7 protein-coding genes are annotated in these 12,624 nt (G+C 69.5%); 1 reads left to right on the forward strand and 6 read right to left on the reverse strand.

All coding sequences use genetic code 11. The features are described 5' to 3' along the window. Nucleotides 1–36: 36 nt before the first annotated feature. Complete coding sequence (locus JJL56_RS22770; protein ID WP_200486414.1) at nt 37–1,002, reverse strand: acetoacetate decarboxylase family protein; 966 nt, start codon at nt 1,000–1,002, stop codon at nt 37–39. Next, on the reverse strand, nt 999–3,284 hold the full coding sequence (locus JJL56_RS22775; protein WP_200486415.1) for an NAD(P)-binding protein: 2,286 nt from the start codon (nt 3,282–3,284) through the stop codon (nt 999–1,001). The genes JJL56_RS22770 and JJL56_RS22775 overlap by 4 nt, the downstream gene beginning before the upstream one ends. A gap of 265 nt (nt 3,285–3,549) precedes the next feature. Here JJL56_RS22775 and JJL56_RS22780 point away from each other — a divergent pair, with 265 nt between their 5' ends. Continuing rightward, on the forward strand, nt 3,550–9,309 hold the full coding sequence (locus JJL56_RS22780) for a trifunctional serine/threonine-protein kinase/ATP-binding protein/sensor histidine kinase (RefSeq protein WP_345772624.1): 5,760 nt from the start codon (nt 3,550–3,552) through the stop codon (nt 9,307–9,309). A 12-nt stretch (nt 9,310–9,321) separates the two neighbouring features. On the opposite strand, the gene JJL56_RS22785 is transcribed toward JJL56_RS22780, so the two are convergent. The 4 genes from JJL56_RS22785 to JJL56_RS22800 are packed head-to-tail and all read right to left on the reverse strand — an operon-like array spanning nt 9,322 to nt 12,573. Then, nucleotides 9,322–10,200, reverse strand: a complete 879-nt coding sequence (locus JJL56_RS22785; RefSeq protein WP_211111943.1) for an isocitrate lyase/PEP mutase family protein — start codon at nt 10,198–10,200, stop codon at nt 9,322–9,324. A 23-nt stretch (nt 10,201–10,223) separates the two neighbouring features. Next, nucleotides 10,224–10,961, reverse strand: coding sequence for an ABC transporter permease (locus JJL56_RS22790; protein WP_183179355.1), 738 nt, complete (start codon nt 10,959–10,961; stop codon nt 10,224–10,226). A gap of 5 nt (nt 10,962–10,966) precedes the next feature. Continuing rightward, nucleotides 10,967–11,716 carry an ABC transporter permease subunit gene (locus JJL56_RS22795; protein WP_200486418.1) on the reverse strand — a complete coding sequence of 250 codons (750 nt, stop codon included), beginning with the start codon at nt 11,714–11,716 and terminating at the stop codon, nt 10,967–10,969. Further along, a complete protein-coding gene (locus tag JJL56_RS22800) occupies nt 11,713–12,573 on the reverse strand; it encodes an ABC transporter ATP-binding protein (RefSeq protein WP_200486419.1) in 861 nt (286 codons plus the stop codon). Before JJL56_RS22800 ends, JJL56_RS22795 begins: the two co-directional genes overlap by 4 nt. Between the last annotated feature and the right edge of the window lie 51 nt (nt 12,574–12,624).

A 12,624-nucleotide genomic window follows, 5' to 3' on the forward strand; every position in this document is an offset into this window, starting at 1 on the left:
GGCGCCGGCCATGTCCTGAGGCCGGCGCCCTGTCCCTCACTCCGCCTGCCAGACCACCCGACCGGGGTTGGCGCGGAAGTCCATGTGGATCTGCATGGCGAAATCCACATGAACGGTGGCGCTGCCATCCGGCCCGGCCGCGAAGCCGAAGTCCGAAATGACCTGATGGCTGGCGTAGTCGGCCACCCGCAGCGTCCAGTCGCCCCGCATCGGCCAGGCGCCGCGGAAGCGGTCGACGTGCATCGGGCAATCGATCAGCGCCTGATAGCAGGCCAGCTCGCTGTCCGGGGCGTCGCGGAACTGCTTCAGGTTGATGACCGGCACCGTGCCGGCCAGCAGCGATTCCACCGCCTTGACGGCGATCTCCACCCCCTCGACCAGACCGCCGGGGCTCAGCAGGGCCTTCAGCGCGTCGCCGAGGTCGGCGGCGAGATCCTCAAGGCTCTGCCACGCCGAACCGGGGGTCCACGGCCCGCCCTCCACCGTCAGCAGGGGCGCGAACACCCCCTCGCAGTCGGAGGACAAACTGCGGAACAGCGTCGTCTCGCAGACGAAGCGCGGCGTCTCGGCCCCCTCCTCCGGCAGTGTGACGCGGCCCAGCGACTTGGCGAAGCCCCAGCCTTCCCGCCCGCAGACCAGCGGAATGGTCGCATCCGGGAAAACGTAGGGCATCCACAGCACCAGCCGCGGCCACTGGCCGGGCCGATGCTCGATCAGCGGCAGCCACAGCGAGGCCTCCCGGTAGGGAATCCAGCCGAACGGCTCGGTCGGGCTGGTGCAGCGCCCCACCGACAGGAAGGTGCACAGCGCCACCGGACCGGCCACCGTGTAGCGCACCGCCCCGGCGGGCGCCGCGTTGAGCAGCGTGTCGACCAGCGCTTGGGTGTTCACCGGGTTGCTGCGCACGACGAAGGCGGTGGCGAGGCTGTCGGTGAAGACGCCGGGCGCGGCGATCGACACCTCGCCGTGCCCGGCGAAAGAGACGTAGCGGGGGGCGGTCACAGCAGCGCCCCGTTCAGGAAGTTCTCACCGGAGATGAACAGCGGTGTCCCGGAGATCGCCCGCGCCGCCTGCATGCCGGACATCACCGTCGCCTCGATGCAGGAGGTGTTGAAGCCGGTGCGGACCCAGCAGCCGGCCAGGAACAGGTTGTAGAACCCGCTCTCGTCGGTGCGCAGCCGGAATTTGGTGGAGCCGGCGGCGCTGCCCGGCAGCGTTTCGGTGGGATCGACGTTGGCGCGGATGATCTGGTGGGACAGCCGCTCCCGCCCGGTGCCGTTCCACGGGTCGTAGAGGACGTTCCAGTTGAAGCCGACGCCGCCATGGCCGGACACCGTCGCCTTCGGCCAGAAATTGCCCATATAGGCGTCCAGCCACTCCGCCGCGCTGTCCGTGACGTTGTCCAGCGCCGCCTTCGGCACCGCGAGGTCGGTGGTCGGGCGGGCGACCAGGCCGGTCTGCCAGACGCCGCAGATGTAATGCACCGATTTCGGTGCACCCGTCTCGCCGGGGCGAAACTCGTAGGGCAGCGTCTGCCCCATCTCCGCCCAGATCGACCAGGGCTCCGGCCCGGCGACGGCGGCCGGCTGCCCCGGCTCCCAGCCCAGCCCCTGGAGATCGGGACCGCACCACAGCTGCATGGACAGCGTCGGGATGATGCCGATGTTGCTGGTCATCGCGTTGAAGGCCGGCGAAGCCGCCTGCAACTCCGCCGCCAGGGTTGGCTGGTCATTCATCGACTTGAAGCCGCCCATGGAGATGCCGAGGACGGCGACGTCGAAGTCGCGGCCGCGCTGCAGCGTCTCGGTCCCGACCGGCTCCCACGCGCACCAGTGCGATTCCAGCGAGGAGTTGTTGGTGGCGAGCGCCGCCTGGACCTTGTCGGCGTCCTTGATCTGGTCCCACAGCGGCTCCAGCGGCCAGGCCAGCAGGAACTTTTTGTCCTCCAGCGGCACGGTGATCAGCGGCTGGTAGTCGTCGCCGCCGTCGGCCAGATCGACCTGCCGGGCCAGACGCACGGTCTCGACCAGCGCGCGGTCGTCGGACAGGCCGATGTCCTCGACGCGGCGGAAGAACTTCACCTTCACGCCGTTCTGGAGCAGGGTCTGGTAGACGGGCGCGATGATGACCTCGCCCATGCCCGCTTCCATGTTCCACATCACCGATTCGCGGCAGGTGGCGAACATGCGCACGCAGGACAGCGCCGCGACGCCGGCACCCCAGTTGGGCTGACGGTAGTCGCCGTCCTTGTACTGCATGAAGGTGTCGTAGCAGGTGCGCAGCGAACAGCACGTCCTCAACGCCTCGGCGTCGCCGCCGTGGCGGATCAGCCAGTCGGTGAATTCCAGATCGTCCAGCGAATCGGCGGTGCGCTTCTCGATCGCGAAATCGGCGATGATGCCGACGGCGAAGGGAATCACGAAGGCCAGCAGGTCGCGGGCCACATGGTTGCTGGGCAGGGTGGCCGCCGCGGCCTCGATCAGCCGCAGCAGCTTCATCAGGTCGTGGAAATGCTCGGCCGGCGGAGCCGCCGGCCCCGGCCCATCTTGCGCCCCGTCGGCCAGCGCCCGGATCAGCCGGTGGGCGGCGATGGCGGCGTCCTTTGCGGTGGTCACGGCGGCGCCCTTCACCAGCGCCTCGGCCTGCGCCAGATGGCGGACCTCGCGGTCCTTCCAACCGCGGATCGCCTCGGCGAAACGGGTGGCGAGCGGTGCCGGCAAAACCTGCTGGTCGGGTGGCAGGATAGGCATCGGCGCGACGGTGCGGCCGTCGATATGGACCAGCTTGCCGTCGACGATCAGGCCGCTCAACTCGTCCCAATTTTCGAACACGTCGCGCACCACGCCGACCAGCGACGCGATGGCCTGCGGCAGGGTCGGCATGACGTTGGCCGAGCCCGGCTCGCCGCCCAGCACCGGCCAGGTCAGCGGCCAATAGGCCGGCTTGCCGCCGTCCAGCACCATGCCGATGGGGGTGAAGCGCTGCGGCTTCAGCACGTCCCGCCAGGACTGGAAGGTGTTGTCCGGCGAGCGCTTCCAGACGTCGAAGACGTCCTGGAGCATCTTGAAGGCGTTGTTGTAGAAGCCGAACCAGACATGCAGGCCATGTTCCTGGATGCGGTTCCACTGGTCGCGCCCGGTGGCGCCCTTGCCGCCCAGCCGCCAGCCCATCTGATAGATGGTGACGTCGAAGCGCGCGCGCTTCTCGTCCGTGTCGGACAGGAAATGCGCCGTGGTGAGGGCGCCGACGCCACCACCCAGAATTGCAACCCTCGTCTTCGCCATGCTCTCCCCCCGGCAGATCCGGCATCCCCGTGACGGCGCCGCGGAATTTCGCGGCACTCGTCAGAAATTGCGGGTGAGGTTAGCATAAATTGCCGTACCGCGATTGAACTATTACGCCGTTTTGCCGATGCTGCCGGTCTATGACCCGTGCGATCGCCAAGCAAAAATCGTGCAAAGCCCCGGCTCGTACGCCCTGCGCTTGCTCCACGGTGGTGCGACCTTCTATAACTGATGGCGCAGCCACACGACATAAGGATGCAGCGTCGTGATCGGGGCCCTCCCCACCGCAACCTTGGCCACGTTACCGGGCTTCCGCGTTGTCGAAACGCTGCATGTGGGCGCGCGCTCCACCGTGCTGCGCGCCGTCCGGCGCGACGACGGCCTCCCCGTTATCTGCAAACTGCTGTCCGGCACGGACATCGGCGGCGAGGAGAAGGCGGCGTTCCTGCGCGAATTCGCGATCACCCGCCGGCTGCGCCATGCCGGGGTCGTGGAGGCGCTGGACTGCATGCCCCACGGCAACGGGCTGATGATGGTGTTCCGCGACATCGGCGGCGCAGCCCTGGACAGCCTTCCGGACGTCCGGACGGAGGATGTCGCGGTCTTCCTGCGGATGGCGCTCCAGGCGGTGGACGCGCTGGCCGCCGTGCACGACGCCGGAGTCGTCCACAAGGACATCAGCCCCGGCAACCTGATCTGGAACCCGGCGACCGGCCAGTTCAACCTGATCGACTTCGGCATCGCGTCGGAATTATCGCGGGAAGAGGCGGGCGACCCCGACGTCGGCGCCATGGAGGGAACGCTCGCCTATATGGCGCCGGAGCAGACCGGGCGGATGAACCGGTCGGTGGATTACCGCGCCGATTTCTACGCGCTGGGCGCGACCTTCCACGAATTCCTGACCGGCCAGCCCCCCTTCCCGTCCGGCGACCCGCTGGAACTGGTGCATTGCCACATCGCGCGGACGCCCGTCCCGGTGCACAAGCTCAACCCGCTGGTGCCCGAGCCGCTGGCCGCCATCGTGGCGCGGCTGATGGCGAAGAACCCGGAGGAGCGCTACCAGAGCGCTTTCGGACTGCGCGCCGACCTCGAACGCTGCCTGGCGGAATGGCGCGGCCATGGCCGTGTCGAACCCTTCACGCTGGCCAGCCGGGACGTCCGCCCGGTGCTGCGCATCCCGCAGAAGCTGTACGGCCGCACCGCGCAGTTCCGCGTCCTTCTCGACGCCTTCGGGCGCACCGCCGCGGGCGGGTTCGAAGCGCTGCTGATCTCCGGCTATTCGGGTGTGGGCAAGTCGGCGCTGGTCCGGGAACTGCACAAGCCGGTGATCGCCCGCCACGGCTTCTTCATCACCGGCAAGTTCGAGCCGCTGAAGCGCGACATTCCCTACGCCCCGGTCATCGAGGCCTTCAAGACCCTGGTGCGGCAGACCTTCGCCACCGGCCCGGAGTCGCTGGCGCGCTGGCGCGCCCGCCTTCTCGCCGCGCTCGGTCCCAACGGGCGGGTCATCACCGACGTCATTCCGCACGTCGAGCGGCTGATCGGTCCCCAGCCGCCGGTGCCGGAGCTGGGTCCGGTGGAGGCGCACGAGCGCTTCATCTACGTCTTCCGCAACTTCGTCCGCGTCTTCGCCGGGGCGGGGCACCCTCTGGTGCTGTTCCTGGACGACCTGCAATGGGCCGACCTCGCCACGCTGAAGCTCCTGGAAGGGCTGGCCGGCGACCCGGACCTCGGCCATTTCCTGCTGGTCGGCACGTGGCGCGACACCGAGGTGGATGCCCTCCACCCGCTGCGCCACACGATCCAGACCTTCGGCGAGCGCGGCGTGCCGGTCCGCGACGTGGCTCTCGGCGGGCTCGACGCCGACGCGGTGGTGGCCCTGCTGTCCGACACGCTGCACGCGGCCCCCGACGACGTCCGCCCTCTGGCCGAACGGCTGATCGCCAACACGCTGGGCAACCCGTTCTTCCTGGGACAGTTCCTGGAGTCGCTGGAGCAGAGCGGGCTGATCGCCTATGACGGCCTCGCCGGGGTGTGGAACTGGAACCTGGAGGCCATCGAGTCCCAGCGGATGGAACGGATGGTCGACGACGTCGTCACCTTCGTGGTCCGCCGCATCCGCGAGTTGCCCGCCGAGACGCTGGCCGTCGTCCAGACCGCCGCCTGCATCGGCAGCGCCTTCGATCTCGCCACGCTGGCCGACGCGAGCCGGCGGACCTCGTCCGCGACGGCGGCGGCGCTGTGGCCGGCGCTGCGCAGCGGGCTGGTGGTCCCGGTGGGCGACGCCTACCGCTACGCCGACATGGACAGCGTGTCGCCCCGTGCCACCTACCGTTTCGTCCACGACCGGGTGCAGCAGGCCGCCTACGGCATGCTGCCGGACGCCGATGCCCTGGCCTGCCACCTCGCCGTCGGCCTCGTCCTCGAACAGGGAGGCGACGCCTCCAGCGATCGGGCCGTGGACCGGCTGTTCGCCATCACCAACCAGCTGAACCGCGCCCTGCCCCTGCTGTCCCCGGAGCAGAGGGAGCGGCTGGCCCGCTACAACCTCCTGGCCGGGCAGGCGGCGCGGGCCTCGGCGGCGCTGGGGCCGGCCTTCGACTACCTCAACACGGGGGTCGGGCTGCTCCCGGAGGACGGCTGGTCGCGCCTTTACGACCTGGCGCTCAGCCTGCACGTCGAAGCGGCGGAGATCGCGGCGGTCAACGGCGACGCCGCCGCGGCGACGCCGCTGGCCGACGCCATCGAAGCCAACGCCCGCACCGTCCTCGACCGCGCTCTCGCCTACGAGACGCAGATCCAGATGCATGTGTCGCGGCAGAACCTGCCGGCGGCGCTCGGTGCCTGCCGCACCGCCCTGGGCCAGCTCGGCAGCCCGATCCCCGAGCGGGCGGACACCCGGCATGTGCTCAAGGAACTCGCCACGACCAAGCTGGCGCTGCGCGGCAAAGGCGAGGAGGACCTCGTCAACCGCCCGCCCCTCACCGACCCGCGTCTGTTGACGATCGGGCGCATCGTCTCGCGCGTGCTGGCGAGCGCCTATCTGCACGACACCAACCTCTACACGGTGCTGCTGCTGCGCATGGTCCGGCTGTCGGCGACCGAGGGTATCCTGCCGGCCTCCGGCATCACCTACGCCACCTACGGGCTGCTGCATTGCGCGATGCTCGGCGACGTTCCGGCGGGCGCCATGTACGGGCGGGTGGCGCTGCGCGTGCTGGACCGGCTGAACGCCAACCAGGGCCGCGCCCAGACGCTGTTCGTGGTCAAGCTGTTCATCGAGGTCTGGCACCAGCCGGTGGCGAAGGCGCTGTCCGGCCTTCTCGACGCCCACCGGATCGGCCTGGAGACCGGCGACATCGAGTACGCCGCCTACTGCCTGAACAACGCGATCGCGCAGGGACTGTTTCTCGGCCATCCCCTGCGGCAGCTCCAGCAGACCGCGGCGAACCACGCCGCCGCCATCGGGCGCCTGAACCAGCAGACCGCGGCGGGCGTGCTGCGGCCCCATCAGCAGCTCATCGCCAATCTTCTGGGCGAGTCCGAAGACCCCACCGCCTTCGCCGGCCCCCACGTCACGGAAGCGAGCGACGTCCCGGCCCTGGCTGCCAGCGGCAACCGCCTTGCCCTGGACACGATGCACAGCCACCTCGCCTATCTGAACCTGCTGTTCGGCCGGATCGACGAGGCGCGGCGCTGCATCGCGAAGCGCCGTCCCTTCGCCGACGCCTCCATGGGCATGGTGATGAACCTGCGCATGCGGGTGGTCGCCGCCCTGATCGACTTCGCCGCCTGGGACCGCCTCCGCCCCGCCGAGCGGCTGCGGGCGCGGGCCGCGGCGCTCGGCCTGGAGCGCCGGCTCCGCGGAGCGGTCCGCCACGCGCCGACCAATTTCCGCCACCTGCTGGCCCTCGTGGTGGCCGAGCGTCTGCGCGCCACGGGACGGCTGGACAAGGCGCACCGTCACTACCAGACCGCCGCCGAGTCCGCCCGCGAACAGGGCTTCATCCACGACGAGGCGTTCGCCTGCGAGCGGGCCGGCGAGGCCGCCTTGGCGCGTGGCGACCGCTTCACGGCGAAGGCGATGCTGTTCCAGGCCCGCCACGCCTACCGGCGCTGGGACGCGCTGGCGAAGGTCAGGACGCTGGACGCCCGGCTGGCCGAGCTGTTCGGCGAGACGGCGGCGGACCAAAGCCCCGTCGACGACGGTTTCCCGCCGCAACGCCCGGTCACCGCCTCGTCGCGGCGGCGCTCCTCCTCCGGGTCCAGCTCCCACATGGTGGATGTGGAGACGGTGATCCGCACCTCGCGGGCGCTGGCGCAGGACATCCGCCTGGGCGACCTGCTGTGGACGCTGATGAAGCTGGTCATCACCAACGCCGGGGCGACGCGGGGCTGCCTGCTGCTGCCGACCGACGGCGCGTGGCGGATCGAGGCCGACGCCACGAGCGAGGGCGACGCCGCGGAGGTCCTGCAGTCCCGCCCCCTCGACGACGCGGCGCCGGTCCTGGTGCGCGGTATCGTCGATGCGGTCATCCAGACCGGGGAGCCGGTCGTTCTGGCCGACGCCGCCAACGAAGGCGATTTCCAATACGACTCCTACACGCGGCTGGTGCAGCCGCGCTCCGTGCTGTGCCTGCCCCTGCGCAACCGCAACCAGATGGTCGGCATCCTCTATCTGGAGAACAACCTCGCCGCCAACATCTTCAGCCCGGAGCGGCTGGAGCTGCTCGACCTCCTGTCGGTGCAGATCGCCATCTCCATCGAGAACGCCCGCCTCTATGACGGGTTGGAGCGGCTGAACCGCACGCTGGAGGCCCAGGTGGCCGAGCGGACCCGCGAGGTGGCCGAGCAGTCGCAGCTGCTGCGCGCCACCCTGGCCAGCATGTACGACGGTCTGGCGGCCTTCGACGCCGAGGAGCGGCTGCGCGTCTGGAACGAGCGCGCCATGGCCCTCTTCAGCCTGCCGGACACGCTGCGCCGGGTCGGCCTTCCGTATCGGGAGCTGAGCGCCGCGGTGAACGCCTCCGGCCAGCTCCTGACGGCGCTGGTGCCCTCGCCCCTGATGAGCAGCCCCAGCGAGATCGAGTTCGCCGACGGCCGGGTCATCCAGGTCCGCAGCAATCCCATGCCGGACGGCGGCATGGTGCAGGTCTATGTCGACGTGACGGTGGACCGCAGCCGCGAAAGCGAGCTGCGCGACGCCCACGAGCAGCTCCACGCCGCCCATGCCCAGCTCAAGGCCGCCCAGCAACAGCTCGTCCAGGCGGAGAAGATGGCCTCGCTGGGGCAACTCGTCGCCGGGGTGGCGCACGAGATCAACACGCCCATCGGCATCGTGATGACCAGCGCCTCCTATCTCGGCGAGAAGATCAGCGCACTCGAAACGCTGTCGGACACCGGCAAGATGCGCCGGGCCGACTTTCAGGACTTCATGCAGGCCGCGCACGACGCCGCCACGCTGATGATCAGCAACGCCACCCGCGCCGCCGATCTGGTGCAGAGCTTCAAGCAGGTCGCCTCGGACCAGACGCGCAGCGACCGCCGCCGGTTCGACCTGCGCGGCTATCTGGAGGAGGTTCTGGTCAGCCTGCGCCCGACCTGGCACCGCCCCGGTCATGAGGTGCGGCTGGATTGCCCCAAGGGCGTCGAGCTGGACAGCTACCCCGGCGTGATCGCCCAGATCGTGACGAACCTCATCACCAACTCGGTCAACCACGCCTACCGGGACGGCGAGAAGGGCCGGATCGCCATCACGGCGCAGACGCTGGAGAACGAAGGGGTGCGGCTGGTCTACCAGGACGACGGCTGCGGCATCCCCGCGGAGAACCACGGCAAGGTGTTCGAGCCCTTCTTCACGACGCGGCGGGGCACCGGCTCGACCGGGCTCGGCCTGCACATCGTCTTCAACCTGATCACCGGCCAGCTCGGCGGCACCATCCATCTGGACAGCCGGCCCGGCGAGGGAACGCGATTCACCATCGAGTTCCCCTGCCGTGCCCCCGGAAAAACGCCGCAGAGCTGAGACGGCGGACGGTTACTCCGTCTCGGGGTGGCGCTTCTCGAACTCCCAGACGCGCTCGAAGCCCATCAGCCGGGTGAAGTCGGGGAAGGGATACAGCTCCCCCCGATACTCGGCGCTCGACCCCTTGGCGAGGATTTCGCCGTAGGCGCTGCGCAGCGCCGCGGCCATCGCCAGGAAGCCGGTGGCCGGGAAGATGGCGATGCGGTAGCCCAGCGATTCCAGCTGCGCCCCGGTCATCACCGGCGTGCGCCCGCCCTCCACCATGTTGGCGATCAGCGGCTTGCCGATGGTTCGGCAGATCCGCTCCATCTCCGCCTCGCTCTCCGGGCTTTCCACGAAGATGATGTCGGCGCCGGCCTCGGCGTAGGCGTCGGCGCGGCGCAGCGCCTCGTCGAGGCCGAGCGTCGTGCGGGCGTCGGTGCGGGCGATGATCAGGAAGTCGCTCGACGAGCGCGCCTCGCAGGCGACGCGGATCTTGCGCACCATGTCGGCCATGGGAATGACCCGGCGGCCCGGCGTGTGGCCGCACTTCTTCGGGAATTCCTGGTCTTCGAGCTGGATGGCCGCGGCCCCGGCCTCTTCGTAGCCGCGGATGGTGAAATCGACGTTCAGCAGGCCGCCATAGCCGGTGTCGCCGTCGGCGATCAGCGGCGTCGAGGTGCCGCGCGCGATGGCCCGCACCCGGCCGACCATGTCGCTGTAGGTGGCGAGCCCGGCGTCCGGCAGGCCGAGATGGCTGGCGACGGTGCCGTAGCCGGTCATGTACAGCGCGTCGAACCCCATGCCGTCCGCCACCTTGGCCGAGATCATGTCGAACACGCCGGGGGCCGAGATCAGGCCCGGCTGCGACAGGCGTTGTTTAAGGGATTTGGGTTTGAGGGATGCGGTCATGTCGTTGGAATCTCCGGAAGTCTTCACGAGGCCCGCCGGTGCATGCGCCGGTCGATGTGCAGCAGCCCGGCGCTGATGAGCACGGCGGTGGTGGCGAGGATCAGCACCACGGCCATCATGGTGCGCACGTCGTGCCCGCCGATGGCGTTCATGACGAGGTAGCCGAGGCCGCGCTGCGAGGCGAACATCTCGCCGATCAGCACGCCCAGCAGGGTCAGCGAGAAGCCCACCCGCAGGCCGGACACCAGTTCCGGCAAGGCGGCGGGCAGGATGATGGTGGAGACGAGCTGGGGCGGCGACAGGCGCATCACCCGCGCGCTGCGCAGCATCACCGGCGGGATGGTGCGGACCGCGTTCATCGTGAAGATGATCACCGGGATGATGCCGTGGATCGTCCCGAAGGCCACCTTGGCCGACAGGCCCAGCCCGAAGGCGAGCAGGATCACCGGGTAGAGGGTGATCTTGGGAAGCGAATAGAGCGACACCAGGATCGGCTCCGCCACCTCCCCGGCCAGCCGGTTGATGCCCAGCGCGATGCCGATGGTCAGCCCGCCGAACACCGCCAGCAGCAGCGAATAGAGCAGCGCCACCCCGGTCTCCGCGACGTGCGGCCAGAAGGTGGCGGAGCCCAGCAGCTCGACGGCGCGGGCCAGCGTGTCGGCGGGCGAGGTCAGGGCGACGCTGCCGACGATCCAGTGCAGGACCTGCCACAGGGCCACCAGCGCGACGATGACGAGAAGCGTATCGGTCTTTCTGTGCATGGCCGTCAGCGCCTCCGCCGCTGCATGATCCGGCGCTCCCAGGTGAAGAGCACCGCGTTGAGCACCGTCACCAGGACGATGATGAACAGCATCAGCGCGTACATCCGCGAATTGTCGAAGTTGTTGAAGGCATAGGCGATGCTGTAGCCGATGCCCGAGGATGACATGATGAACTCCGCCGCGATGACCCCGATGAAGCAGTAGGCGATGGCCAGCTTCGCCCCGGTGAACAGGTAGGGCGCCGCGCTGGGCAGCTTGACCATCAGAGCCGTGCGGACCGGGTCCATGCCGTGGACGCGCGCGGTCTTCAGCAGGACGCGCGGAATCCGGTCCAGCCCGTTCAGCGTGTTGATCAGCATCGCCACCACGCCGAACAGCGTGCCGATCACCACGATGGGCGCCGCCCCCAGCCCGAAGATGACGATCAGCACCGGGTAGAAGATGAAGAAGGGCACCGCGTAGTAGGTCGCCAGGAAGGGATCGAGCGCACGGCGCACCCGCGGCACCGCGTGGATCGCCACGCCGCCGACGAAGCCGAGCAGGATCGAGGCGATCACCGCCATCGCGACGTTGCCCAGCGTCTCGCCGATGTCGGCGCTGGCCGCGCCAGAGGCGAGAAGGCGGTAGAGGTCGCCGGCCATGACGCTGGGCGCCGGCAGGACCGTCTTGGCGATGACGCCGGCCCGGCACAGAACCTCCAGCAGCAGGACGGCGCCGCTCACCACGATCAGGCGGAGCCAGCCCGCCCAGCTCACGGCCCACCCCCGGCGAGGCCCGCCGCCTTCAGGCTCTCCTCGCGCAGCAGGCGCCACAGCCGGGCGGTGATCTGGCCGAAACCGTCCTCGCTGGCGATGCGGGAATCGCGCTCGCGCGACCAGCCCGTCTCGATCTCCTCGATGATCCGTCCGGGCCGGGCCGACATCACGCCGATGCGGTCCGACAGCATGGCCGCCTCGTCCAGCGCGTGGGTGATCAGCATCACCGTGGCCCCGGTTTCGCGCCACAGCTTCAGCAGCTCGTCGCCCATGATCAGGCGGGTCTGCGCGTCGAGCGCACCGAACGGCTCGTCCAGCAGGATCAGGCGCGGCCGCATCACCAGCGTGCGGGCGATGCAGACGCGCTGGCGCATGCCGCCCGACAACTGCACGGGATAGGCCTTGGCGAAATCCTTCAGCCCGACGAAGCCGACGGCGTAGTTGACCCGCCGTTCGATCTCCGCCGGATCGACGCCCGCCCGGCGCAGGCCGAAGGCGATGTTGTCCCAGACGGTCAGCCAGGGGAAGGTGGCGTCCTCCTGGAACACCACCCCGACGCCGTCCGGGACCTTGCCGGCCACCGGCTTGCCTTCGAAGGTCACCGTCCCTTCGGTCGGCACGGACAGGCCGGACAGCACGTCGAGCAGGGTGGACTTGCCGCAGCCCGACGGCCCGACGACGGAGAAGAACTCCCCCTGCCGCAGGGTCAGGTCGACGGGACCCAGCGCGTGCACCCCGCCATGGCCGGGAACGCCGTAGATGCGGCTCACCCCCTTCAGTTCGGCGTGGACGGCCTGGGCGGGGAAAGCCCCCGCCTCCTCTTGCGGGTCGCGCTTGGCGACGACGTTGGCTTTCATCGGGGGCTTCCTCCCGGTCATCGGATGTCTTCAGGCGGATTTTCTTTAAGG

The sequence above is a fragment of the Azospirillum aestuarii genome (assembly GCF_016632405.1).
Lineage (GTDB): Bacteria > Pseudomonadota > Alphaproteobacteria > Azospirillales > Azospirillaceae > Azospirillum > Azospirillum aestuarii.

Excerpts from the sequence above, each read along its gene's own strand:
- JJL56_RS22775 (WP_200486415.1), bottom strand. The coding sequence starts at position 3,284 with ATGGCGAAGACGAGGGTTGCAATTCTGGGTGGTGGCGTCGGCGCCCTC.
- JJL56_RS22785 (WP_211111943.1), bottom strand. The coding sequence starts at position 10,200 with ATGACCGCATCCCTCAAACCCAAATCCCTTAAACAACGCCTGTCGCAG.
- JJL56_RS22790 (WP_183179355.1), bottom strand. The coding sequence starts at position 10,961 with ATGCACAGAAAGACCGATACGCTTCTCGTCATCGTCGCGCTGGTGGCC.
- JJL56_RS22800 (WP_200486419.1), bottom strand. The coding sequence starts at position 12,573 with ATGAAAGCCAACGTCGTCGCCAAGCGCGACCCGCAAGAGGAGGCGGGG.